At 72.0% G+C, this 25,199-nt stretch carries 17 protein-coding genes; 16 read left to right on the forward strand and 1 reads right to left on the reverse strand.

What is annotated here, in order from left to right; genetic code table 11:
* Positions 1-50 precede the first annotated feature (50 nt).
* From ndk to IF27_RS19990, 16 genes are all read left to right on the forward strand, one after another.
* Positions 51-464 (forward strand): nucleoside-diphosphate kinase, encoded by a 414-nt coding sequence (gene ndk / locus IF27_RS19915; protein ID WP_052851023.1) that lies wholly within the window; start codon positions 51-53, stop codon positions 462-464.
* Between the two features lie 351 nt (positions 465-815).
* Positions 816-1,835 carry a rod shape-determining protein gene (locus IF27_RS19920; protein WP_052851024.1) on the forward strand — a complete coding sequence of 340 codons (1,020 nt, stop codon included), beginning with the start codon at positions 816-818 and terminating at the stop codon, positions 1,833-1,835.
* A gap of 102 nt (positions 1,836-1,937) precedes the next feature.
* The gene (gene mreC, locus IF27_RS19925; RefSeq protein WP_110946064.1) at positions 1,938-3,059 is read left to right on the forward strand and encodes a rod shape-determining protein MreC; all 1,122 of its coding nucleotides are present in this window, start codon (positions 1,938-1,940) and stop codon (positions 3,057-3,059) included.
* A 3-nt stretch (positions 3,060-3,062) separates the two neighbouring features.
* Positions 3,063-3,770: a rod shape-determining protein MreD gene (mreD, locus tag IF27_RS19930; RefSeq protein ID WP_052851025.1), complete on the forward strand. Its 708-nt coding sequence runs from the start codon at positions 3,063-3,065 to the stop codon at positions 3,768-3,770.
* Positions 3,767-5,875 carry a penicillin-binding protein 2 gene (gene mrdA, locus IF27_RS19935; RefSeq protein ID WP_052851026.1) on the forward strand — a complete coding sequence of 703 codons (2,109 nt, stop codon included), beginning with the start codon at positions 3,767-3,769 and terminating at the stop codon, positions 5,873-5,875. Before mreD ends, mrdA begins: the two co-directional genes overlap by 4 nt.
* 53 nt (positions 5,876-5,928) lie before the next feature.
* A complete protein-coding gene (locus IF27_RS19940) occupies positions 5,929-7,119 on the forward strand; it encodes an FtsW/RodA/SpoVE family cell cycle protein (RefSeq protein ID WP_052851027.1) in 1,191 nt (396 codons plus the stop codon).
* Positions 7,120-7,238: 119 nt separating this feature from the next.
* The gene (locus tag IF27_RS19945) at positions 7,239-9,161 is read left to right on the forward strand and encodes a TIGR03960 family B12-binding radical SAM protein (protein ID WP_052851028.1); all 1,923 of its coding nucleotides are present in this window, start codon (positions 7,239-7,241) and stop codon (positions 9,159-9,161) included.
* Between the two features lie 32 nt (positions 9,162-9,193).
* Positions 9,194-9,727: a GNAT family N-acetyltransferase gene (locus tag IF27_RS19950; RefSeq protein ID WP_223291118.1), complete on the forward strand. Its 534-nt coding sequence runs from the start codon at positions 9,194-9,196 to the stop codon at positions 9,725-9,727.
* Positions 9,728-9,904: 177 nt separating this feature from the next.
* Complete coding sequence (locus tag IF27_RS19955) at positions 9,905-10,675, forward strand: TIGR03936 family radical SAM-associated protein (protein ID WP_052851030.1); 771 nt, start codon at positions 9,905-9,907, stop codon at positions 10,673-10,675.
* Positions 10,676-10,873: 198 nt separating this feature from the next.
* Positions 10,874-14,947: an Rne/Rng family ribonuclease gene (locus IF27_RS19960; RefSeq protein ID WP_052851031.1), complete on the forward strand. Its 4,074-nt coding sequence runs from the start codon at positions 10,874-10,876 to the stop codon at positions 14,945-14,947.
* Between the two features lie 207 nt (positions 14,948-15,154).
* Positions 15,155-15,478, forward strand: a complete 324-nt coding sequence (gene rplU, locus IF27_RS19965) for a 50S ribosomal protein L21 (RefSeq protein ID WP_052851032.1) — start codon at positions 15,155-15,157, stop codon at positions 15,476-15,478.
* Between the two features lie 14 nt (positions 15,479-15,492).
* Positions 15,493-15,753, forward strand: a complete 261-nt coding sequence (rpmA, locus tag IF27_RS19970) for a 50S ribosomal protein L27 (RefSeq protein ID WP_052851033.1) — start codon at positions 15,493-15,495, stop codon at positions 15,751-15,753.
* 136 nt (positions 15,754-15,889) lie between these two features.
* Positions 15,890-17,332: a GTPase ObgE gene (gene obgE, locus IF27_RS19975; RefSeq protein ID WP_052851034.1), complete on the forward strand. Its 1,443-nt coding sequence runs from the start codon at positions 15,890-15,892 to the stop codon at positions 17,330-17,332.
* A 290-nt stretch (positions 17,333-17,622) separates the two neighbouring features.
* Positions 17,623-19,134, forward strand: a complete 1,512-nt coding sequence (locus tag IF27_RS19980; RefSeq protein WP_052851035.1) for a bifunctional cytidylyltransferase/SDR family oxidoreductase — start codon at positions 17,623-17,625, stop codon at positions 19,132-19,134.
* 65 nt (positions 19,135-19,199) lie between these two features.
* Positions 19,200-21,191 carry a hypothetical protein gene (locus IF27_RS19985; RefSeq protein ID WP_223291128.1) on the forward strand — a complete coding sequence of 664 codons (1,992 nt, stop codon included), beginning with the start codon at positions 19,200-19,202 and terminating at the stop codon, positions 21,189-21,191.
* 48 nt (positions 21,192-21,239) lie between these two features.
* Positions 21,240-23,987, forward strand: coding sequence for a CDP-glycerol glycerophosphotransferase family protein (locus IF27_RS19990; protein WP_223291119.1), 2,748 nt, complete (start codon positions 21,240-21,242; stop codon positions 23,985-23,987).
* Positions 23,988-24,039: 52 nt separating this feature from the next.
* On the opposite strand, the gene IF27_RS19995 is transcribed toward IF27_RS19990, so the two are convergent.
* On the reverse strand, positions 24,040-25,143 hold the full coding sequence (locus tag IF27_RS19995) for an acyltransferase family protein (RefSeq protein WP_052851038.1): 1,104 nt from the start codon (positions 25,141-25,143) through the stop codon (positions 24,040-24,042).
* Between the last annotated feature and the right edge of the window lie 56 nt (positions 25,144-25,199).

Here is a 25,199-nt window from a genome sequence, read left to right on the forward strand (position 1 = left end):
CGGGTAATCTTGCTGCCCCGCCGTCCTCCCTGTTGTCAGGAGCCGCGTCCATGAGCCAGCGCACCCTTGTCCTGTTGAAGCCGGACGCCGTCCGCAGAGGACTTGTCGGTGAGATCCTCGGCCGGATCGAGCGCAAGGCCGACTGGACCATCGCCGCGCTGGAGTTGCGCACCCTGGACCGCGCCACGCTGGAGACGCACTACGCCGAGCACGTCGGCCGCCCGTTCTACGAGCCGCTGCTCGCGTTCATGTCCTCGGCCCCCAGCGTCGCGCTGGTCGTGGAGGGGGAGCGGGTGATCGAGGGACTGCGCGTCCTCGCCGGTCCCACCGACCCGATCACCGCCGCGCCCGGCTCCATTCGGGGGGATTACGGCACGATCGTGCGCGAGAATCTGATTCACGCCTCGGATTCCGAGGACTCGGCCGAGCGCGAGTTGAAGATCTTCTTTCCCGGGCTCGACTGAGCGGAATGAGCGACACGGCCTGAGCTGACGTCACGTCAGCGGAAACGGGGCGCCACGCCCGGTTCACCTGAAAGCAGTCCGCCATTCCGGTATGTACAGTCGAACGAGGGAACCCTTCACCCGAACACGACGTCACCATGACGGAGGGTGGGCCGGGTTCCGCCGACAATGGCGAGAGCGGCGCTCCGGCGCTCCGTGTCCGACCGGCGGTGGCTACGATGGCAACACCGCGACTCTCCTCCGCCCCGGGCGGGGAGGGCCCGCCTGGCGCTCCGTTCCTCGCAGCCCCGCCGACCTCCCCGCACAAATCGCTCCAGCTGGAAGGCCAGATGTATCCCTATGGCGAACAATATGTCGTTCATCGGCCGTGACATGGCAGTTGACCTCGGGACGGCCAACACGCTGGTGTACGTCAGAGGTCGCGGGATTGTTCTCAACGAGCCGTCCGTCGTCGCCATCAACACCAACACGGGTGGCATTCTCGCGGTGGGTGCCGAGGCGAAGAAGATGATCGGCCGCACGCCCGGCAACATCGTCGCGGTCCGCCCGCTGAAGGACGGCGTCATCGCCGACTTCGAGATCACCGAGCGGATGCTCCGCTACTTCATTCTCAAAATCCACAAGCGCCGTTATCTGGCACGCCCGCGCGTGGTCGTCTGCGTCCCCTCCGGCATCACCGGGGTGGAGCGCCGCGCCGTCATCGAGGCGTCCACCCAGGCCGGGGCCCGGCAGGTGCACATCATCGAGGAGCCGATGGCCGCCGCGATCGGCTCGGGCCTCCCGGTCCACGAGGCCACCGGCAACATGGTGGTGGACATCGGCGGCGGTACCACCGAGGTCGCGGTCATCTCCCTGGGCGGCATCGTCACGGCCCAGTCGATCCGGGTCGCGGGCGACGAGCTGGACAACGCGATCATCCAGCACATCAAGAAGGAGTACAGCCTCCTCCTCGGCGAGCGCACCGCCGAGAGCATCAAGATCACGATCGGCTCCGCCTACGACCTCGACGCCGACGAGCACACCGAGATCCGCGGCCGTGACCTCGTCAGCGGCCTGCCCAAGACCGTGGTCATCTCCTCCGCCGAGGTCCGCAAGGCCATGGAGGAGCCGGTCAACGCCATCGTGGACGCCGTCAAGACGACGCTGGACAAGTGCCCGCCCGAGCTGTCGGGCGACGTCATGGACCGCGGCATCGTCCTCACCGGCGGCGGCGCGCTGCTGCGCGGCCTCGACGAGCGGCTGCGCCGGGAGACCGGCATGCCGATCCACATCGCCGAGGACCCGCTCGACTCCGTCGCGCTCGGCTCGGGCAAGTGCGTCGAGGAGTTCGAGGCGCTCCAGCAGGTCCTGGACGCCCAGCCCCGGCGCTGATCCGCGGCCCGCGCCGGTCCGCCGCGCACGGGCCGATCCGCCCGCGCGGCGGATCACCGGACCACCCCGTCAGACCCCTGCAGAAAGGCACGGCCGCCGCCAGTGAGGGACACCCGAGAGAGCCGGCTGCTTCTCATCCTGTTGGTATCCATCGCGTTCGCGCTGATCTCGGTGGACATCAGGGGTGGGGACAACTCTCCGCTGGACGGCCCGAGACAGGCGGCGGCGTCGCTGTTCGGTCCGGTCGAGGAGGGCGTCGCGGGCGCCGTCGATCCGGTGGCCAACGCCATCTCGGCCGTCCGCGAGTCCGGTGACCGGCACGACCGGATCAGCGAGCTGGAGCGCGAGAACGCGGAGCTGCGCCAGCAGCTCGGCTCCGACGCCCACCGCGATTCGCGGATAGAGCAACTGGACGAGATGCTCCAGACCGCGGGGGCGGGCCAGTACGGCATCGTCGGCGCGCAGGTCATCGCCATCGGCGCGGCCCAGGGCTTCTCCTGGACCGTCACCATCGACGCGGGCACCGAGGACGGCATCACCCGGGACATGACGGTGCTCAACGGCGACGGTCTCGTCGGCCGCGTCACCACCGTCGGCTCGGGCACCGCCACCGTGCTGCTCGCGAACGACCCTGGCTTCACGGTCGGCACGCGCCTGGAGGACAGCGAGGAACTGGGCTTCGCCACCGGCCGCGGCGACAACGAGCTGGAGGTCCAGCTCCTCAACCAGCAGGCCCGCGTCGAGGAGGGCGACCGCATGGTCACCTTCGGTTCCGACGACAACCGGCCCTTCGTCCCCGGCGTGCCGGTCGGCGAGGTCGTCAGCGTGGACCGCACCGCGGGCGACCTGACCAGGACCGTCCGCGTCCGGCCCTACGTCTCCTTCACCCAGCTCGACCTGGTCGGCGTCGTCGTCGAGCCGCCGCGGGACAACCCGCGGGACTCCGTCCTCCCGCCCAGGCCCGCGGACGAGGAGGAGGAGCGCGAGCGTGACCGCGAGGCCGACCGCGACCGGGGCGCCGACGAGGGCGAGGACGGCGAGGAGGACGCCCCGGCCGGGGAAGGCGAGGAACCGCCCGCCGGAGAGTCCCCCGACGGCGGCACCGCCCCCGGCGGCGTCACCGCCGACGGAACGCGGCCCGAGGACGATCCCGACGGCGACGGGCCACCCGCCGGGGGACCGCCCCCCGGACAGGACGAAGCCGACCCAGCCACCACGGAGTGACCGATGCGCGTAGCCCGCACCCTCCTCGCGATCCTCCTCGTGACCGTCGCGCTCGTCGTCCAGGTCAGCGTGCTCGCCAGGCTCCAACTGCCGGGCGCCGTCCCTGACCTGCTGCTGCTCACCGTCCTCGGCATGGCCCTGGTCTACGGCCACGTCGGCGGCTGCCTCGTCGGCTTCTCCGCCGGGCTGCTCGCCGACCTCGCGCCGCCCGCCGACCACGCCGTCGGCCGGTACGCGCTGGTCCTGTGCGTCATCGGCTACGCGGCCGGGCTCACCAAGCCGGACAACGGCCAGCACCGGTCGGCCACCGTGCCGATGCTCGTCGTCGCCGCCGGGGCCGCGTCCTCCACGCTGCTGTACGCCGGGGTCGGCGCGCTCGTCGGCGACTCGGCCGCCCGCGACGTCGGCCTGACCGGCCTGCTGGTCAGCGCCACCGTCTACGACCTGCTGCTCGCGCCGTTCGTCGTCCCCCTGGTCATGTCGCTGGCCCGCCGCCTGGAGAGCGACCCGCTCTCCGGCGACGGCGGCCCCGGCGGCGCGGGGGACGCCCCCGTCAGCTGGATCGGCCGCTCGGGCACCGGCCTGCGCACCCGCGCGCCGCGCCGCAGCCGCTACGGCAAGGCGTCCCGCCTCGCCGGGCAGCGATCCACCCTGCTCAGCCGCTCCGCGCGCAACCGGGCCGGACGTATCAAAGGGGTCAAGCGCCTGTGACGAACATCCCCGAGACCGGGCGTACCTCGCGGATCACCATCCGTCTGGTCGTCATCCAGATACTGGTCTTCTCGCTGCTGCTCACCCTGGGCGGCCGGCTCTGGTACCTCCAGATCAGGCAGGGCGACGAGTTCGCCGCCCAGGCCGCGGGCAACCACGTGCAGCAGGTCATCCAGCCCGCCGTACGCGGCGCCATCCTGGACGCGCGCGGCGTGCCCATCGCGGACAACGAGACGCGGCTCGTCGTCTCCGCCGACCGCACCGAGCTGAGCAAGCTGCCCGACGACGGCGAGCAGGTCCTCGCGGACGTCGCCGAACTCCTCGGCCTGCCCGCCGACGAGGTGGTCAACCGCGTCCGGCTGTGCGACGCCGAGACCCCCCAGCCCTGCTGGAACGGTTCTCCTTACCAGCCGATCCCCATCACGGACGAGGCCACCACCCGGCAGGCCCTCCAGATCCGCGAACGCACCGAGGACTTCCCCGGCATCAGCGCGGAACCCACCGCCGTCCGCCGCTACCCCTCGCCCGAGGGCGCCAACACGGCGCAGGTCCTCGGCTACCTCTCGCCCGTCACCGACGACGAGGTCGCCGACTCCGAGGACACCGACAACCCGCTCCTGCGCTCCGACCAGATCGGCCGGGCCGGGCTCGAACGGTCCTACGACGAGTACCTGCGCGGCCAGGCGGGCGTCACCCGCTACGAGGTGGACAAGTTCGGCCGCGTCCTCGGCCAGTCCGAGAGCGAGGCGGCCCGCGCCGGTGACTCCCTCGTCACCACCATCGACACCCGCGTCCAGGCCGTCGTCGAGCGGGAACTCGTCCAGGCCATGGAGGTCGCGCGCGGCCAGCACGACGACATCTCGGGCCGCAACTACGAGGCCGAGGCGGGCTCGGCCGTCGTCCTGGAGAACGACACCGGCCGCGTCGTCGCCATGGCCTCGGCCCCCGACTACGACCCCAACGTCTGGGTCGGCGGCATCTCCACCGACGACTACTCCCGGCTCACCGACGAGAACTCCGAATACCCGCTGCTGAACCGCGCCATCATGGGCCAGGGCCCGCCGGGATCGACGTTCAAGGTCGTCACCTCCACCGCCGCCGTCAACGCGGGCTTCGACTGGAACGGCAGCTACGACTGCTCCTCGTCCTACGACATCGGCGGCCAGACCTTCCGCAACTTCGAGTCGTCCTCCTACGGCCCGATCACCCTCGGCCGCGCCATCGAGGTCTCCTGCAACACCGTCTTCTACGGCATCGCCCACCGCGAGTGGCAGGCCGACGGCGGCAACGACCCCGTGGACGACCCGGACGACTGGCTCTTCCGCACCGCCCACGACTTCGGCCTCGGCGAGGCCACCGGCATCGACCTCCCCGACGAGGCCGCCGGGCGCATCCCCGACCGCCAGTGGAAGGAGGAGTACTGGGAGGCCAACCGCGACGAGTGGTGCGAGATCGCCGACTCCGACCGCGACGACTACGCCGCCCGCATCGCCAGGGAGAACTGCACCGAGGGCATGACCATGCGCGCCGGTGACATGCTCAACTTCTCCATCGGCCAGGGCGACGTCCTCGTCACCCCCGTCCAGCTCGCCTCCGTCTACGCCGCGCTCGGCAACGGCGGCACCCTCTACCAGCCGCAGGTCGGCCGCGCCGTCATCGGCCCGGACGGCACCGTCCGCGACGAGTTCGAACCCCAGGAGACCGGCCGTCTCCCGGCCGACGAACAGACCATGCAGAACCTGCGCGACGCCACCGAGAGCGTCATCACCACCGGCAGCGCCGCCTGGAAGTTCGGCGGCTGGCCGCAGGGCGAGATCCCCCTGCGCGGCAAGACCGGCACCGCCGAGGCGTCAGGCGACCAGCAGACCACCTCCTGGCTCGCCACCTACACCGACGACTACACCGTCGTGATGACCATCTCCCAGGCCGGTACCGGCTCCGGCGCCTCGGGCGACGCCGTACGGCACATCTGGGAGGCCATCTACGGCGTCCAGGGCGGCTCGGTGGACGACGACGCGGCCCTCCTGCCCGAACCCCACCGCGACCTGCCGCGCATCGACGAGAACGGCACGATCGTCCCGCAGCGCGACGACGACGACAACTGACGACAGCTGACGACGACAACCGACCACCACGAGGCTGACGAGGCACCACAGCGGTGAGCACGCGTAACCTGACCATCGACCGGCTCGCACCCACCAAGAGCGCCTGGCGCAGACTGGCGGACCGCGACTCCCTCGTCCGCCGGGTGGACTGGGTGCTGCTGCTCGCCGCGCTCGCCCTGTCGCTCATCGGCATCGTGCTCATCTACTCGGCCACCCGCAACCGGACCGAGATAACCGGCGGCGACCCCGAGTTCTTCCTCATACGCCAGAGCATCAACCTGGCCATCGGGCTCGCCCTCGCCGTCGCCGTCATGTGGCTCGGCCACCAGCGGCTCCGCAGCTTCGTCCCCGTCTTCTACGCCCTGTCGATCGGCGCCATCCTCCTCGTCTTCACCCCGCTCGGCACCGAGATCAACGGCCAGCGCGCCTGGCTGTCCCTCGGCGGCTACACGCTCCAGCCGGGCGAGTTCGCCAAGGTCGCCGTCGTCCTCGGCATGGCCGTCGTCCTCGCCGACCAGGTGGACGCGGGCGACCGCGAGTTCCCCGGCACCCGGGCCGTCCTCCAGGCCCTCGCCCTCGCCACCGCCCCGCTCGCCGTCGTCGTCATCGACGACATGGGCATGGCCATGGTGCTCAGCATGATCGTCCTCGGCATCCTCCTCGCCTCGGGCGCGCCCCTGAAGTGGTCGCTGGGACTCATCACCGCCGGGATCGGCGCGGGCGTCCTCGTCTGGGCACTCGGCCTCCTCGACAGCTACCAGATCGACCGCTTCGCCGCCTTCGCCGACCCCTCACGCGACCCCTCGGGCGTCGGCTACAACACCAACCAGGCCCGCATCGCCATAGGACAGGGCGGCCTGCACGGCATGGGACTGTTCAACGGCAGCCAGACCACCGGCCAGTTCGTGCCCGAACAGCACACCGACTTCATCTTCACCGTCGCCGGGGAGGAACTCGGCTTCGTCGGCGCGGGCGGCATCATCGCGCTCATCGGCGTCGTCCTGTGGCGCGCGCTGCGCATCGCCCGCGAGTCCACCGACCTCTACAGCACCGTCATCGCCGCCGGGATCGTCGCCTGGATGGCCTTCCAGTGCTTCGAGAACATCGGCATGGCCCTCGGCATCATGCCCGTCGCCGGCATACCCCTGCCGTTCCTCTCGTACGGCGGCACCGCCATGTTCGCCGTCTGGATCGCCATAGGGCTCCTCCAGTCCGTCCGCATGAAACGCGCGCTCACCGTCTGAGCCCCTGCCGCCCCACCGCCCCCACCCCGCCTCACGGCCGGACGGGCGGCACACGCGATGCCGGTACGCTGAGTGGCCGAGCCAGCTCCGGCCACGCCCCGAGGGTGAAAGGCGCCCACATGCCTGTCGAGTCGGTCTTCCCCCGCCTGGAGGCCCTGCTCCCGCACGTACAGAAGCCCATCCAGTACGTCGGCGGCGAGCTGAACTCCACCGTCAAGGACTGGGACTCCTGCGACGTCCGCTGGGCGCTGATGTACCCCGACGCGTACGAGGTCGGGCTGCCCAACCAGGGCGTCATGATCCTCTACGAGGTGCTGAACGAACGCGACGGCTTCCTCGCCGAACGCACCTACAGTGTCTGGCCCGACCTGGAGGACCTCATGCGCAAGCACGAGGTCCCGCAGTTCACCGTCGATGCCCACCGGCCGGTCGGCGCGTTCGACCTCCTCGGCGTCTCCTTCTCCACCGAGCTGGGCTACACCAACCTCCTCACCGCCCTCGACCTGTCCGGCGTCCCCCTCGCCGCCGCCGACCGCACCGAGGACCACCCGGTCGTCGTCGCGGGCGGCCACGCCGCGTTCAACCCGGAGCCGATCGCCGAGTTCATCGACTGCGCCGTCATCGGCGACGGCGAACAGGCCGTCCTCGACATCAGCGACATCGTCCGCGCCTGGAAGGCCGAGGGCAGGCCGGACGGCAGGACCGGCCTCCTGCTGCGCCTCGCGCGCACCGGCGGCGTGTACGTGCCGGGCTTCTACGACGTCGAGTACCTGCCGGACGGGCGGATCGGCCGCGTCGTGCCGAACCGCCCCGGCGTGCCGTGGCGCGTGTCCAAGCACACGGTGATGGACCTGGACGAGTGGCCCTACCCCAAGCAGCCGCTCGTCCCGCTCGCCGAGACCGTGCACGAGCGGATGTCCGTGGAGATCTTCCGCGGCTGCACCCGGGGCTGCCGCTTCTGCCAGGCGGGGATGATCACCCGCCCGGTGCGCGAGCGGTCCATCACCGGCATCGGCGAGATGGTGGACAAGGGCCTGGCCGCGACCGGCTTCGAGGAGGTCGGCCTGCTGTCGCTCTCCTCGGCCGACCACAGCGAGATCGCCGACATCGCGGGCGGCCTCGCCGACCGGTACACCGAGGACAAGATCGGCCTGTCGCTGCCGTCCACCCGCGTGGACGCCTTCAACATCGACCTGGCCAACGAGCTGACGCGCAACGGCCGCCGCTCCGGCCTCACCTTCGCCCCCGAGGGCGGCAGCGAGCGCATCCGCAAGGTCATCAACAAGATGGTCTCCGAGGAGGACCTGATCCGCACGGTCGCCACCGCCTACGGCAACGGCTGGCGGCAGGTGAAGCTGTACTTCATGTGCGGCCTGCCCACCGAGACCGACGAGGACGTCCTCCAGATCGCCGACATGGCCGTCAAGGTCATCGCCAAGGGCCGCGAGGTCACCGGCGCGAACGACATCCGCTGCACCGTCTCGATCGGCGGCTTCGTGCCCAAGCCGCACACGCCGTTCCAGTGGGCGCCGCAGCTGTCCGCCGCCGAGACCGACGCGCGCCTCGCGAAGCTCCGCGACCGTATCAGGGGCGACAAGCGCTACGGCCGCTCCATCGGCTTCCGCTACCACGACGGCAAGCCCGGCGTGGTCGAGGGCCTGCTCTCGCGCGGCGACCGGCGCGTCGGCTCCGTGATCCGCGCGGTGTACGAGGCGGGCGGCCGGTTCGACGGCTGGCGCGAGTACTTCTCCTACGACCTGTGGACGGCCGCCGCCGAGGCCGCGCTCCCGGCGTACGGCGTGGACGTCGCCTGGTACACGACGCGTGAGCGCTCCTACGAGGAGGTCCTGCCCTGGGACCACCTCGACTCGGGGCTCGACAAGGAATGGCTCTGGGAGGACTGGCAGGACGCGCTGGACGAGACCGAGGTCGAGGACTGCCGCTGGACCCCCTGCTTCGATTGCGGCGTGTGTCCTCAGCTCAACACCGAGATCCAGATCGGCCCGACGGGCAAGAAGCTCCTGCCCCTGACGGTGAAGTGACCGCCGCGGAGGGGCCGGGGGGTGGTGTGCTGGTGCCGCCTACGGTGGCGGTGCACGCGTCGTTCCTCGCGGCCGTGGAGGAGTTCCGCGCCGAGGGCCGCGCCCGGGCCGACGACAACTCGATGCTCGGGCGCGACATCCTCACCCACGGCGACCGCTGGGCCGACCCCGATGCGTTCGCCGCGTACGTCCGCCTGACCCTGGGGGACGCCGACGACGAGGCGCCACGCCCGCCGGGGCACGTGCCGTCCACCGTCCTGTGGTGGGTGGTCGGCGACACCTTCGTCGGGCGCCTGTCCATCCGGCACCGGATGACGCGACGGCTGCTGGAGTGGGGCGGCATCATCGGCTACGACGTCCGGCCGTCGCTGCGGCGGCGCGGACACGCCACGGCGATGCTCCGCGCGTCGCTGCCCGTGGCGCGCCGCCTCGGTTTCGACCCCGTCCTGGTGACCTGCGACTGGGACAACATCGGCTCCCGCAAGGCCATCGAGGCGTGCGGCGGTGTCCTGGAGGACCGCAGGGCCGAGAAGCTCCGCTACTGGATCGCCACCGGGGACACGTAACCTGGAAGCAGGCAACGGTCCGCACGGCCCCGGTCATCGACCGGGCCGCAACCGGACGGACGGCGCCGCGCCAGGCGCGCGCCGCGCACGACCGCACAGACCGACGAGACCGCACGTACGAGGGACTGAGAACCACTGGGCAAGCGACAGCCCGTAGGCCCGCCGCCCCCGCCAGCGGTGCAGCGCATCCGACTGCGCTACACCAAGCGGGGCCGCCTGCGATTCACCAGCCACCGCGACTTCCAGCGCGCCTTCGAACGGGCGCTGCGCCGCGCCGCGGTGCCGATGGCCTACTCGGCGGGCTTCACCCCGCACCCCAGGGTCTCCTACGCGAACGCGGCGCCCACCGGCACCGCGAGCGAGGCGGAGTACCTGGAGATCGCCCTCAGCGAGCGCCGTGATCCGGCCGCGCTGATGGCCGACCTCGACACGTCGCTGCCCGACGGCCTCGACATCGTGGCGGCCGTGGAGGCGCGTACCCCCGACTTCGCCGAGCAGCTGGGCGCCTCGTTGTGGGAGCTGCGGCTCGACGGCGTGGCACCGGCGGACGCGCGTGCGGCGGTCGCCGCGTTCCTCGCCGCCGAGGCGGTCGAGGTGCAACGGGAGACCAAGAAAGGGCTGCGCACCTTCGACGCGAGGGGGGCCGTCGTGTCCATGGATGTCGGGTCCGATGGGCCCGACCCCCACCCTTGTGCGATACTGCGCCTGGTAGTACGGCACCTCACACCTGCCGTACGACCTGACGACGTCCTGTCCGGTCTCCGCGCTACGGCCGACCTGGCGCCGCCGGTCCCCGCTGCGGTGACCAGGCTGGCGCAGGGGCCGCTCGATGAGGAGACCGGCACGGTGACCGACCCGTTCGCGCCTGACCGCGACGCTGCCCTGGCCGGCCCTTCCACGGCCGCCGGAGCGCAAGCCGCGGCGGCGCCGGGTACCGCCGGACAGTGATGCCGTTGCCGCGCCGCCGAACCGCAGGGTGCCAGGGAGCCACTCGGGTCCCGCAGTTCCGGGCGACGCACCGACCAGGAGACTTTCGCCGTAGCCAGACCGAGAAGGATCTGGAACCGGCGAGCTACACGACAGCTCCCGAGCGGCGCCCGCCGTCACCGGCGAGGCGCCCGGGAGCGTGACGGGAGAACCGCCCGCATGCACGAGCCCCACGAGTCCGCCGAGGCGGACGGTGCTGAACGCATCGACCCCAACGACCCCACGACCCCGAGCGACACGCTTCCGCCGCGTCGCCGTCGCCGCGCCACCCGCGCGGCGTCCGCCCCTGAGACGGCGGCGCAGACCGGCGAACAGGCCGACGTGACGCGCGTCACCGACACCGCCGCGGCGGACGAACCGGCCGCCGCCCCGGCGCCGCGCCGCCGCCGCGCCACCCGCGCCGCCACGGCGCCCGAGACCCCGGCGGAGAGCGCGACGACGCCGGTGGAGGAGACACCGGCGACCGTCTCCGAGACGGCGGAACCTGCCCCGCCGCGCCGTCGCCGCCGCGCCACGCGCGCCGCGACCGATGCCACGGAACCGGCGGCGGTGGACGCCGCCGAGGCGGTGGCCGTCTCCGAGGAGGCCGAGCCGGAGCCCGCTCCCGCGCCGCGCCGCCGCCGCGCGACCCGTGCCGCCGCCGCGCCGAAGGTGCCGGTCGATCCTGAGCCCGAGAACCCGCAGGCGGGGTCCGCCGAGGTCGGCGCGGAACTCGTCGCCGAGCCCGCCGCCGAACCCACGGCCGCCGAGGACCCCGTCGTGCCCGCGCCCGCAGCCGTGGAGGAGGAGGCCGCGCCGCCGCGCCGTCGCCGCCGTGCCACGCGCGCCGCCGCCAGCCCGGTCGAGCCCGAGGCCGCCGCCGCTGCGCCTGCCGCGCCTGCCGCGCCTGCCGAGGAAAGCGCGCCGGAGGCCGAGCCTGAGCCCGCTCCCGCGCCGCGCCGCCGCCGCGCGACCCGTGCAGCCGCCGCGCCCGAGCCCGTCACCGCTGAGCCGGTCGCAGAGCCCGCCGCCGAGCCGGTCGCGCCCGCCGCCGCGGAGGACGAGGCGGCGCCGCCGCGCCGTCGTCGCCGTGCCACGCGCGCCGCCGCCAGCCCCGTGGAGCCCGCGCCGCCCTCGCCCGCCGAGCCGGGGACGCCGGAGGCCGCCGAGGTGGTGGCCGTCTCCGAGGAGGCCGAGCCCGAGCCCGCCGCGGCCCCGCGCCGCCGTCGCCGCGCGACGCGCGGCGAGCAGCCGTCGCGCCAGGCAGCCGCCGCGGACGCGCCGTCCGCCGCGTCGCCCCCGGCCGCGGTCTTCAGGGCGCCGGTGTTCCAGGCGCCCATGTTCCAGACGGCGCAGCGTGCGGCCGAGGAGGCCGCCGCCGGGCGTCACCGGGTGGACGACGAGCACGACGACCGGTATCCCTTCCGCGCCCCCGAGCCGGTCGGCACGACGGCCGAGGCGGTCGAGGACGAGGAGCCGGAGGGTCCCGAGGGCCAGGAGGGCGCCGTCCGGGAGGTCGAGCAGGACGTCGTCACCCCGGCGCAGATCATCGACGCCGCCGAGGCGGGCGAGTACGACGAGGACGAGGGCCAGGACCGCCCGGCGCGCAGGCGCCGTCGTGGCGGGCGCAGGCGGCGTCGCGGCGAGACCGCGGAGCGCGCGGCCGAGGCCGCGGGGTCCGATGCGGAGGACGAGCGGGAGCAGGAGTCCGCGGACGGCGCCGCCGAGGCCGACGAGGCCGCGCACGCCGACGAGGACACCGGCGCGCACGCCGACGACGACGGGGACGGCGAGGCCGGGAACGGTTCGCGCCGCCGTCGTCGCCGTCGCCGCCGCAGCGGTGACGCGGACGGGGAAGGCGACGGCCAGGCCCAGGCCACCGGGGACGACCCGGAGCGCACCGTCATCAAGGTCCGTGAGCCGCGCCGCAAGCGCGACGGGACGACCGAGAGCGCGGACGGCGTCCAGTCCATCAAGGGCTCGACCCGTCTCGAGGCCAAGAAGCAGCGCCGCCGCGAGGGGCGCGAGCAGGGGCGGCGCCGTACGCCGATCATCACCGAGGCGGAGTTCCTGGCGCGCCGGGAGTCGGTCGAGCGGGTGATGGTGGTCCGGCAGAGCGGCGAGCGCACCCAGATCGGCGTGCTGGAGGACAACGTCCTCGTCGAGCACTTCGTGAACAAGGAGCAGTCCGCCAGCTACGTCGGCAACGTCTACCTCGGCCGGGTGCAGAACGTGCTGCCCTCGATGGAGGCGGCGTTCGTGGACGTCGGCAAGGGCCGCAACGCGGTGCTGTACGCCGGTGAGGTCAACTTCGAGGCGCTCGGCCTCGGCCACGGCCCGCGGCGTATCGAGTCGGCGCTCAAGTCGGGCCAGCCGGTGCTCGTGCAGGTGACGAAGGACCCGATCGGCCACAAGGGCGCGCGGCTGACGAGCCAGATCTCGCTGCCTGGCCGCTACCTGGTGTACGTGCCCGAGGGGTCGATGACGGGCATCAGCCGCAAGCTGCCCGACACCGAGCGGGCGCGGCTGAAGCAGATCCTCAAGCGGATCGTCCCCGAGGACGCGGGCGTGATCGTGCGCACGGCGGCCGAGGGCGCGACCGAGGACGAGCTGACGCGTGACGTCGAGCGTCTTCAGGCGCAGTGGGCGGAGATCCAGAAGAAGGCGAAGAAGGGCAACGCGCCCACGCTGCTGTACGGCGAGCCCGACATGACGGTGCGGGTCGTCCGGGACATCTTCAACGAGGACTTCTCCAAGGTCATCGTGAGCGGCGACGACGCGTGGGCGACGATCAGCGACTACGTCGCGCGGGTCGCGCCCGACCTGTCCGACCGCCTTCAGCGCTGGACCTCGGACGTGGACGTCTTCGCGACGTACCGGATCGACGAGCAGCTGATGAAGGCGCTGGACCGGAAGGTGTGGCTGCCGAGCGGTGGTTCGCTGGTCATCGACCGGACCGAGGCCATGATCGTCGTGGACGTCAACACCGGGCGGTTCACGGGGCAGGGCGGCAACCTGGAGGAGACCGTCACCAGGAACAACCTGGAGGCGGCGGAGGAGATCGTCCGGCAGCTGCGGCTGCGGGACCTCGGCGGCATCATCGTGATCGACTTCATCGACATGGTGCTGGAGTCGAACCGCGACCTGGTGCTGCGCAGGCTGCTGGAGTGCCTGGGCCGTGACCGGACCAAGCACCAGGTGGCGGAGGTCACCTCGCTCGGTCTGGTGCAGATGACGCGCAAGCGGGTCGGGCAGGGGCTGCTCGAATCGTTCTCCGAGCCCTGCGTGCACTGCAACGGCCGGGGTGTCATCGTCCACGTCGATCACGCGCACACGTCGGGTGGCGGCGGCGGTGGCGGGCGGAAGAACCGTAAGCGGGGCAAGGGCGGTGCCGAGCACGTCGAGCAGGCGGAGCACGTCGAGGCGGCGGACGCCGTCGAGGCCGTCGGGGAGGCGGAGGACGAGGGTCCGCTCGCGCTGCCCGAGCCTGCGGAGCTGACCGTCACCGCCGAGGCGGAGGCGGCGGAGGCCGCCGGGGCGCCCGAGCCGGAGCCGGAGGCCGTCGTGGAGGACCGTGCGCCGCGTCGCCGTCGCCGTGCCACCAGGAAGGTCGGCGCGCCCGCCGGGCCGCCGAGGGCCGCGGACGACGCCGAGGGCGCCGAGGCCGAGGTCGTGGTGCAGGCACCGGCCGTGCCCGAGGCGCAGGCCGAGCCCGAGGTGGCGCCCGCGTCCGCGCCCGAGCCCGAGCCCGCGCCGCGCCGGGGGAGCCGCAAGGTGACGGTGCCCGCCGGGGCGCCGCGCAGTGGTGACGAGCCGGAGGTGCTGGTCGTCCCGGCCGCCGAGTCGGTGGCCGAGCCCGCGCCCGTGGCCGAGCCCGAGGTGGCGCCCGAGCCCGCCGAGGCGGCTCCGCCGCGGCGCCGCGCCGTGCGGCGTGCGTCGGCGCCCGCCGGGTCCCCCGAGGGCGCGGAGGAGGCCGCGGTGACGGTCGTGCCGTCGGGTGCGGCGAAGACCGCGGAGACGGCGGAGGCCGCTGAGGCGGCTCCCGCGAAGAAGACCGTGAAGAAGGCGGCGGCCAAGAAGACGACGGCCGCCAAGAAGACCGCGGCGAAGAAGACGGCCACGAAGAAGGCCACCACCAAGAAGGCGACCACGAAGAAGGCGACGACCAAGAAGACGGCGGCGAAGAAGTCGGCCAAGGCCACCGCGGCCGAGGCGACGCCGCCGCCCTCGGTCTCGGCGTCCGCCGACGAGTAGGCGCGCGCGGGACGTCGGCGGGACGGGATTTGACCGTCTCGCCGACGTCTCCGTATTCTTGGCGGTCGGCGTGTCACCTGGCACGCCGCACCCCCTGAGCATCTTCCTCCCGCGGTGTGCGGGCCCGGCAACGGGCCGCGTGCGGGAGAGGCCGGGTCCGCCCGTTGCTGGCGTCAGGGGACCGAATCGAGCGAGAGAGAGTTCCGCGTGTACGCGATCGTGCGCACCGGCGGCCGTCAGCAGAAGGTTGCTGTCGGCGACGTCATCGAGGTTGACCGTCTTGCCGGGAACGAGGTCGGCGACACCGTCGAGCTCTCCACCCTGCTCGTCGTGGACGGCGACACCGTGACCAGTGACCCGTGGGTCCTGGCGGGGGTCAAGGTCACGGCCGAGGTCCTCGACCACACCAAGGGCGAGAAGATCCGGATCCAGAAGTTCAAGAACAAGACCGGCTACCGCCGGCGGATGGGTCACCGCCAGCTGCAGACGCAGCTGAAGGTCACCGAGATCCCCGCCCCCGCCGCGAAGTAAGGGACTGACGCGAGATGGCACACAAGAAGGGCGCCTCGTCCACCCGGAACGGGCGCGACTCCAACCCCCAGTACCTCGGTGTGAAGCGCTTCGGCGGGCAGCTGGTGAACGCCGGTGAGATCCTGATCCGTCAGCGCGGCACGCACTTCCACCCCGGCAAGGGTGTCGGTCGTGGCAAGGACGACACGCTGTTCGCGCTGCAGCCGGGCACCGTGCAGTTCGGCACGTACCGTGACCGCAAGGTCATCAACATCGTGCCTGTCGCCGCCGCGTAAGCACCGGCGACGCGTACACCCGAGGGCGGATCGCCTTCCCGGCAGGGGAGGCGGGTCCGCCCTTGCCCGTTGGGGCCCTGAGCGGGCTCCGGCCCTTCCCCTCCGATCCACCGCCCAACTGCCGGGAGGCACCCCCATGACCACCTTCGTGGACCGCGTCGAACTGCATGTCGTCGCGGGTAACGGGGGCCACGGCTGCGCCTCCGTGCACCGGGAGAAGTTCAAGCCGCTCGGCGGGCCCGACGGCGGGGACGGCGGCCGTGGCGGCAGTGTGACGCTCGTCGTGGACCGTGACGTCACCACGCTGCTCGACTACCACTTCCACCCGCACCGGAAGGCCACCAACGGCAAGCCGGGCGGCGGCGGGAACCGTACGGGCGCCCACGGGCAGGACCTCGTGCTGCCCGTGCCCGACGGCACCGTCGTGCTCGACAGGAAGGGCGAGGTGCTGGCCGACCTGGTGGGCGAGGGCACCACGTTCGTCGCCGGGGAGGGCGGGCGCGGCGGTCTCGGGAACGCGGCCCTCGCCTCGCCGCGCCGCAAGGCGCCCGGCTTCGCGCTGCTCGGGGAGCCGGGCGAGGAGCGGGAGATCGTCCTCGAACTGAAGACGGTCGCGGACGTCGCGCTGGTCGGCTACCCGAGCGCGGGCAAGTCGTCGCTGATCTCGGTGCTCTCGGCGGCCCGGCCGAAGATCGCGGACTACCCCTTCACGACGCTGGTGCCGAACCTCGGCGTGGTGACGGCGGGGGAGACCGTCTACACCGTCGCCGACGTGCCGGGGCTGATCCCGGGCGCGAGCGAGGGGAAGGGACTCGGGCTTGAGTTCCTGCGGCACGTGGAGCGCTGCTCGGTCCTGGTGCACGTCCTCGACTGCGCGACGCTGGAGCCCGATCGCGACCCGGTCACCGATCTCGACGTGATCGAGCGCGAGCTGGCGCAGTACGGCGGTCTCGACGGGCGGCCCCGGCTGGTCGTGCTCAACAAGACGGATATCCCGGACGGGCAGGATCTCGCGGAGATGGTCAGGCCGGAACTCCAGGCCCGTGGGCTGGCGGTGTTCGAGATTTCCGCGGTGTCCAGGAAAGGGCTGCGGGAACTCTCCTTCGCGCTCGCGGAACTCGTCGCGCAGGCGCGGGCGGCCGTGCCCGCCGAGACGGCGACGCGGGTCGTCATCAGGCCCCGCGCGGTCAATGACGCGGGCTTCACCGTGACGTCCGACGGCGAGGGTTTCTTCCGGGTGCGCGGCGAGAAGCCGGAGCGCTGGGTGCGGCAGACGGATTTCACCAACGACGAGGCGGTCGGTTACCTCGGGGACCGGCTGAACCGGCTCGGCGTCGAGACCGAGCTGATCAAGGCGGGCGCGCGGGAGGGCGACGGTGTCGCGATCGGCAGCGACGACGACGCGGTGGTCTTCGACTTCGAGCCCTCGATGACGGGCGGCGCGGAGATGCTGGGCAGGCGTGGCGAGGATCACCGTATCGCCGAGACCAGGCCGGCCGCGCAGCGGCGCCGTGACCGTGAGGCGCGGCGGAATGACAGTGCCCAGCGGGAATTCGAGGAATTCCGTCCCTTTGACTGACGGTTCAGGCGCGCGCTCCGCGCGGTGGTACGGGGGATGCCGCGCGGGGGAATCGCGTACGCGCGTGCGGGGAGTGACGGGAAATGTCCGGTCGCGCCGGGAATCATCCGGCGTGGACCGGACATCCGTCACGGAACGCGGTCTCCACGCGGGAGTGCCGGTGTGTGACGTCACCCTGTCACAAAGCGATAACCCCCGACAACGGTTCCGCTCGCTTAGGGGTCAAGCTTCCACGGGGGTTAACCTTCTCCTCGCGTAGGCGACACTTCTTGATACTGGCAGGAGCTGCCTTGTCCAACCAACCCAAAGGACCGTCCCCCCACACCACTGCGGTCGTGCTCGCCGGTGGTACGGGCCAGCGAGTGGGTCTCTCCATACCGAAGCAGCTGATCAAGATCGCGGGAAAGGCCGTCATCGAGCACACCCTCGCCGTCTTCGAGGAGGCCTCGGAGATCGACGACGTGATCGTGCTGATGGCCCCGGGGTACGTGCCGGACGTCGAGCGGATCGTCGCGAGGAGCGGGCTCACCAAGGTCAGCCGTGTCATCGAGGGCGGGGCCACGCGGAACGAGACCACGCAGCGCGCCATCGCCGCGCTGAGCGAGGGGCTGGCCGAGGGTGAGGAACGTCACGTCCTGTTCCACGACGCGGTACGGCCCCTGCTGTCGCGGCGCGTCATCGCCGACTGCGTGAGCGCGCTGGAGCGCTACCAGGCCGTGGACGTCGCGATACCCTCCGCCGACACGATCATCGTGACGCGCACGCACGGCGAGGACGGCGAGTTCATCACCGACGTGCCCGACCGTTCGCGCCTGCGACGCGGCCAGACCCCGCAGGCGTTCCGGCTCTCCACGATCCGCCGGGCGTACGAGGTCGCGGCGGGCGACCCGAACTTCCAGGCGACCGACGACTGCTCCGTCGTCCTCAAGTACCTGCCGGACGTGCCGATCCACGTGGTGCCCGGCGACGAGTTCAACATGAAGGTCACCCAGCCCGTCGATGTCTTCATCACGGACAAGCTGTTCCAGCTCGCCTCCACCGCCGCGCCGCAGCAGTCCGACGAGGACGCCTACCGCGAGCGGCTGTCCGGCCGGACCGTCGTCGTCTTCGGCGGCTCCTACGGCATCGGCAAGGACATAGCCGACCTGGCCGAGCGGTACGGCGCCCGCGTGTACGCCCTGGGCCGTTCCACCACCGGCACGCACGTCGAGAACCCGCAGGACATCTCCGAGGCGCTCGCCACCGCGTACGCGGACACCGGGCGCATCGACCACGTCGTCGTCACCGCCGGGATACTGCGGATAGGCAAGCTCGCCGAGACGGACGACGCGACCATAGAGGAAGCCCTCAAGGTCAACTACCTGGCGCCGGTGCGCATCGCCCGCGCCGCGCACAAGTACCTCGCCGAGTCCCACGGGCAGCTGCTGCTGTACACGTCCAGCAGCTACACGAGGGGCCGCGCCGAGTACAGCCTGTACTCGTCCACGAAGGCCGCGATGGTGAACCTCACGCAGGCGCTGGCCGACGAGTGGGCCGCCGACGGCGTCCGCGTCAACTGCGTCAACCCCGAGCGCACCGCGACGCCCATGCGCAGCAAGGCGTTCGGCCAGGAGCCCGCCGGGTCGCTGCTGTCGTCGGAGGCCGTCGCCCGCACCTCGCTGGACGTGCTGCTGTCCGCGCTGACCGGCCACGTCATCGACGTCCGCCAGCAGGACCCCACCGCCGACGCCAGCAGCGCCGGTTCCTTCGAACGCGCCCTGGCCGCCGCGCTCAGCGCCGACGCCACCGAGGAGGCCGTGTGAGCGGGACGCTGCTGCGCCGCATCGTCGGCACGGTCCCCGCAGCCGAGCTGACCGCCGCGCTCCTGATGGTGGTCAGCTATCCGGCGATGCTCGTCACGGCCCTCGTGCCGTCCGGCTACGCGTTCGCCGTGGCCGCCGCCGTGTCCTACCTCGGTGACCACTACCTGCACCGCCGGGGCAGCTACACGCTCGTCCGGATGGGCAAGGCCAGGCTCGGCCTGACCATCCGTTTCCTCATCCGCCAGCTCCTGCTGGTGCTGCTGCTGGCCCGCACCGAGGTCGCGGGCGACACGGTCTTCTACGCGGCCGTCGTCGGCTTCCTCGTGTTCTACGGCCTCCAGGCGCCGCACACCGCGCTGGTGATGATGCTGCGCCGCAAGCGCCGCCTGCCGATCGCGACCCGCAACATCGACCTGAGCACGCTGCCCGTGCCGGACGGCGCCCCGCGCTGGCTGACGCACCGGGCCGTGGAGAAGGTGCTGCACACCGAGGTCCCGACGTTCGTCGGCCTGCTGGCCGTCGCCGCGACCGGCACCGCCGCGTACGGCTACGCGGGCATGGCCGTGACGATCCTGCTGGTGTTCGCGTACATGGCGGTGCTGCTGCCGTTCTTCCGCGCGAGCAAGCTGCCGCCGACGCCCGAGCGGACGATGGCGTGGTTCGACGAGTGGCTGCGGACGTACCGGCCCGAGGTCGCGCTGTACTTCTCCGGCTCGAAGGACTCCGCCTACCAGGCCAACATGTGGCTGGAGACGATGGCGAGCCTCGACGCCCGGCCGATCGTCATCCTGCGGGAGCGGGCGATCCTGGCGCGGCTGGCGACGACCGGCGTGCCCGTCGTCTGCGTGCCGAGCGCCGTCGATCTGATGAACATGGACCTGTCGATGCTGCGGGTCGGCCTGTACCCGGCGAACGTCGGCAAGAACCTGCACCTGCTGCGGGTGCCGACGATGAAGCACGTCTTCATCGGACACGGCGACAGCGACAAGATCGCCAGCATCAACCCGTACTCGAAGGCGTACGACGAGGTGTGGTCCGCGGGCCGCGCCGGGCGTGACCGGTACGCGCTCGCCGACGTCGGCGTCCGCGACGAGGACATCGTCGAGGTCGGCCGCCCGCAGCTGGCGCCCATCCGCCCGGCGTCCGCGACCCCGCGGCCCGACCGGATCCCCACGATCCTCTACGCCCCCACCTGGGAGGGCTGGACGGACGACCCGGGCAACACGTCCCTCCTGCTCGCGGGCGAGAACATCATCGCGAAGCTCCTCGCCTCGGAGCGGCCGGTCCGCGTGCTGTACAAGCCGCACCCGTTCACCGGCACGCGCAACCGCGCCGCCGGTGTCGTCCACCAGCGGATCGCCGCGATGATCGAGCAGGCCGCCGCCGAGCGCGCCGCCGACCCGCGGTTCGCCGAGGAGGCCCGCAAGGGCGCCGCCGACCGCGCCGCCGCGCAGGCGGAGCTGAAGCGGGTGCGCGAGGCACGTCCCGTCGCGGCCGTCACCGGCCTGTGGGACGACGCGTCCGTCTCGCGCGACGCGATGACGCCGCCTGACCGCGCGGTCGTCGAGAGCTACGCCGCCCGCGAGTGGAACGACGTGTACTGGCGCTCGCAGGGCTGGTGGGAGCACCGCGTCATCACGGGCCCGGAGCCGCTGCTGTTCGACTGCTTCAACGAGTCGGACGCGCTCGTCTCCGACATCTCCAGCGTCGTGTCCGACTGGATCGCCAGCGGCAAGCCGTACGCCGTGACCGACTCGGCGGGCATCGGCGCGGAGGAGTTCACGCGGCAGAACACGGCCGTGCGCGCCGCCGTGATCCTCGACAACGACGCGACGCGGCTCGGCGAGCTGATCGACGCCGTGACCGTGCCGGGCGCCGACCCCCTCGCCCAGGACCGCGTCGATCTGAAGCGGTACCTGCTCGGACCTGACGAACCGACCTCCCTTGAGCGGTTCAACGCGGCGGTCACGGCGCTCGCCGCGCGGGCCGAGGCGCGTAACCGGGCCCTCGGCGAGGCGGGCACCGCCGACGCCACCACCGTGGTCCCGGCCCCGTAGGAAGCGGAAGCAAAGGCACTGAGTGACGTGGTAGCGAAGCCTGAAGACGTGATCCCCGAGGAGCTGAAGCGGCAGCTCCGATTCCTGCCGGAGGCGACCGAGGCGGAGCGCGCCGCGTTCTTCGCGGCGACCGCCGAGTTCCTCGGGACGGTGGACGCGGGCAAGCTCCGCAGGCTGCCGCCGATCAACCGTGTCAAGTGGCATCTGGCGAAGGAACGCCGCCTGGACGACCTGCTGGCGGTCATCGCCTTCGAGCGGGTCAACCCGAACGCGTTCCTCGTCAGGGGCCGGCTGCGCCCGCACGTCCACGTCCCCGGCGTGGACCCCAGGGCGCTGCCCGCCTCGGTGGCGCGGCTGCGGCTGCGCGAGATGCCGGTGCGCTCCAAGGCGACGGAGATCCTGTGGCAGGACGGCAAGCTCGTCCTGCGCGGCTACGCCTTCGTCGTCAACCTGCCGGGCGGCGGCACCGGCCCGATGCCGCGGCTGGCCTGGCTGCGCGCCCCCGGCGGGCGGCGCGTGCCGGTGCGCTACCGCGCCGAGGAGTCGCGCCGCGCGACGCGTGACTCCAAGCAGGCCCTGCACTCCTACGACGACGCCGGGTTCGAGATCACCATCGACCCGGCCAAGCTCAAGGTGCGCGGCAAGTGGAAGGCCGGGACGTGGGGCCTGACGCTGGCGCTGCCCCGGCCTGGCGGCTATGTGCCGGGCAAGGTCGAGCGGGTGGACGTCGGGTCGGCGGGCCACTCGCAGGCCCGGCACGTCGGCGACGGCGCCCGGCTGATCGCCGGGTTCGCCGAGGACAAGTTCCAGGTCACCATCGACATACCCGAGGCGGAGATCGTCGATCAGACCGCCACGGCCGACGCCCTGCGGCTCGGACTGCGCGCGCCGGTCGCCGCCAAGCACGCGACGAAGCTGCGCGTCGGCCGCAAGGGGCAGAAGGGCGGCGTCGAGTACCCGCTCGCCCCGGCCGACGGCGGCGGTGACGCCCGCTGGCGCCGCTACACCGCCGAGATCCCGTTCGCGGACCTGTCGGTCGGCGCGGACGGCGAGCGCAAGACGTACGACTTCCTCACGCACATCGAGTTCGCGGACGGCTCCTCGCGCCGCGCCACCGTCGTCGAGGGCTTCCTGCCGGGCCGTTACCTGCGCCCCGGCGGCCGGGAGATCGCCGTCACGACCGACGGCCCCGGGCTGCTGAAGCTCCACGACCGCGCGCGGCAGGCCGTCGTGGACCGGCTTGAGTGGGTCAAGAAGAACGAGCTGCTGATCGAGGGCTCCTACACCGGCCCTGGCGAGCGCATGCGGTTCGTCCTGCGGCACGGCGAGCGCTTCGAGGAGCACGCGCTGCCGCTGACGTGGTCCGAGTCGCAGAGCCGGTTCAGCGTGCGCGTCACGCCCGACCGGATGGCGCTGTACGACGCGGTGCTGCCGCTGCGCGCCGGGCGCTGGTACTTCTCGCTGCGCGACAAGGACGCCTGGGGCAACGGGCAGGACGTCCCGGTGAAGCTGCGCGCCGACCTCATCGACGCGCTGCCGCTGAAGACGCGGACCGGCGGGCGCTCGTACGCCGTCAACCGGCGCTACTTCGACCGCATCTTCCTCGGCTCGGGCCCGGTCCTGGCGGCCGAGGAGCGCGGCACGTTCCAGCAGCGGCAGCTGCGCGAGGTGCTGACGCCGCAGTTCAAGCAGGAGCCGCTGACCGACACGGTGTTCTACAACAGCTTCGGCGGCAAGCAGTTCTCCGACTCGCCGCGCGCCGTCTACGAGGAACTGGTGCGGCGCGGCGTCGAGATGGAGCACCTGTGGTCGGTCGCCGACGCGCAGGTGGACCTGCCGCCGGGCGTCCGCCCGCTGGAGTGGCACAGCCGCGAGTGGTACGAGGCGCTGGCCCGCAGCCGGTACGTCATCACCAACGTCGGCCTGGGCGACTGGTACGAGCGGCGCGAGGGGCAGGTCGTCGTGCAGACCTGGCACGGCACGCCGCTCAAGAAGATCGGCGCCGACCTGCTGGGCACGCCGCGCGCGAACCTCCAGTACATCGCCAGCCTCCCGCACCGCTTCCGGCAGTTCGACTTCGTCGTGTCGCCGAACGCGTTCACGACGCCGATCATGAAGCACGCGTTCCGCTGCGAGGGCGAGGTCCTGGAGGCGGGCTACCCGCGCAACGACATCTTCCACCGGCCCGACCGCGACAAGATCGCCCAGCGCGTGCGCGCCACGCTCGGGATACCCGACGGCAAGAAGGTCGTGCTGTACGCCCCGACCTGGCGTGACGACCAGCGGCACACGCAGTCGAAGTTCAAGCTGGACCTCCAGGTGGACCTGACGGCGGCCCACGAGGCGCTGGGCGACGACCACGTCTTCCTGTTCCGCAAGCACCCGAAGATCCTGGACGCCATCCCGGGCGCGGGGCAGGGCTTCGTCTTCGACGTGTCGGCGTACCCGGACATCGCCGAGTTGTACCTGATCACGGACGTGCTGATCACGGACTACTCGTCGGTGCTGTTCGACTACGCGCACTCCGGGCGGCCCATGCTCTTCTTCACCTACGACCTGGAGCACTACCGGGACACGCTGCGCGGCTTCTACTTCGACTTCACGGCGAAGGCGCCTGGCCCGCTCATCAAGACCTCGGCCGAGCTGATCCACGCGATCCGCAACGTCGAGAACGTCAAGCGGACCTACGCCGACAAGTACGCGGCGTTCGTCAAGGACTTCTGCGAGCCGTCGGACGGTCTGGCGACGGCCCGCGTCGTGGACCGGATGCTGGAGCTGGGGAAGCGGAAGGACTGAGCCGTACGCCGCCCCCGCGCCGCCTGGGCGCGGGGGCGGCGCCGCCGGGTGCCTACGACGCCCCGGCCCGGTGCGCCGGGCCGGGGCGTTCTTCACGCCGGAACAGCCAGTTCATGCGCGGCTCCACGATGGGCCGGAAGAGCCGCTGCACGAGCGGCGTGCACAGCACGGTGATGCACGCGACGGCGACGGCCGTGGCGATCAGCAGGGCGCCCGGCTGCTCGTTCATGACGTCCGCGTCGTACAGGTCGAGCCACTGCGCGCCGCGGATCAGGAAGCCGTGCAGCAGGTAGCCGTACAGCGTGCCCGCGCCCAGCTTCGTGAACCAGTGGTGCTTCCCCGGCACGAGCGCGAAGAAGCAGACGGTCAGGATCACGGACACGGCGAAGATGAGGCCGGTCGCGACGATGCCCATCCACCAGGGCTGGCCCAGCTCCTGCGCGCTCTCGCGGTGGTAGAACCACGTGTACCGCATGCCGCGCGGCACGGCCCAGTAGGCGGCCAGGGCGGTGACGGCCAGCACCGGCAGGGCCAGCAGCCGTACGACGCGGTGGCGCGCCATCCGGAAGTGCTCGGGCCGCAGCACCAGCCCGAGCACGAAGAACGGCAGGAACTGGAGCACGCGCTGGATCTGGAGGTCGTCGCTCAGCGAGGGCTGCATGCAGGCGACGGCCGCCAGGCACAGCGCGAGCGGCACGGGCCAGCGGACGGCCTTCCACAGCGGGATCGTCAGCCGCCAGATCAGCAGGGCCAGCAGGAACCACATGAGCCAGCGCGGCTCGTACATCGCCAGGTAGGTGCTGTCGTTGTCCTGCACGCGGCGGATGTACAGCGTGTAGGCGATCTGGAAGATCACGTAGGGGACGACGACGCCCGTCACCAGCCGCTGCACGCGGTCGGCGCGGCCGTCGAAGTTCCGCGAGAGGTAGCCGGTGATGATGATGAACGCGGGCATGTGGAAGGCGTACATCGTCATGTAGAGCGCGAGGACGGTGCGGGAGTCGCGCAGCGGCTCCCAGGCGTGGCCCATGGCGACCAGCACGATGGCGAAGTACTTCGCGTTGTCGAAGAACGCGTCGCGGGTCTTCGGCGCGGGGGTCTCGGCAGGCTGCCGGGGGACGGCGACTGTCCCCGCTATCTGTCGGGAGTCGTTCATCACCCCGGCACCCTAACGCCATCCGCCGTTCAGTGGCCCGGCGGGCGTTCGCGGCC

It is taken from the genome of Streptomyces avicenniae, from assembly GCF_000719135.1.
Lineage (GTDB): Bacteria > Actinomycetota > Actinomycetes > Streptomycetales > Streptomycetaceae > Streptomyces > Streptomyces avicenniae.

What these genes read in the sequence shown, in the direction of transcription:
- ndk (WP_052851023.1), top strand. Translation starts at nt 51, where the DNA reads ATGAGCCAGCGCACCCTTGTCCTGTTGAAGCCGGACGCCGTCCGCAGA.
- IF27_RS19920 (WP_052851024.1), top strand. Translation starts at nt 816, where the DNA reads ATGTCGTTCATCGGCCGTGACATGGCAGTTGACCTCGGGACGGCCAAC.
- mreD (WP_052851025.1), top strand. Translation starts at nt 3,063, where the DNA reads ATGCGCGTAGCCCGCACCCTCCTCGCGATCCTCCTCGTGACCGTCGCG.
- IF27_RS19945 (WP_052851028.1), top strand. Translation starts at nt 7,239, where the DNA reads ATGCCTGTCGAGTCGGTCTTCCCCCGCCTGGAGGCCCTGCTCCCGCAC.
- IF27_RS19960 (WP_052851031.1), top strand. Translation starts at nt 10,874, where the DNA reads ATGCACGAGCCCCACGAGTCCGCCGAGGCGGACGGTGCTGAACGCATC.
- rpmA (WP_052851033.1), top strand. Translation starts at nt 15,493, where the DNA reads ATGGCACACAAGAAGGGCGCCTCGTCCACCCGGAACGGGCGCGACTCC.
- obgE (WP_052851034.1), top strand. Translation starts at nt 15,890, where the DNA reads ATGACCACCTTCGTGGACCGCGTCGAACTGCATGTCGTCGCGGGTAAC.
- IF27_RS19985 (WP_223291128.1), top strand. Translation starts at nt 19,200, where the DNA reads ATGGTGGTCAGCTATCCGGCGATGCTCGTCACGGCCCTCGTGCCGTCC.
- IF27_RS19995 (WP_052851038.1), bottom strand. Translation starts at nt 25,143, where the DNA reads ATGAACGACTCCCGACAGATAGCGGGGACAGTCGCCGTCCCCCGGCAG.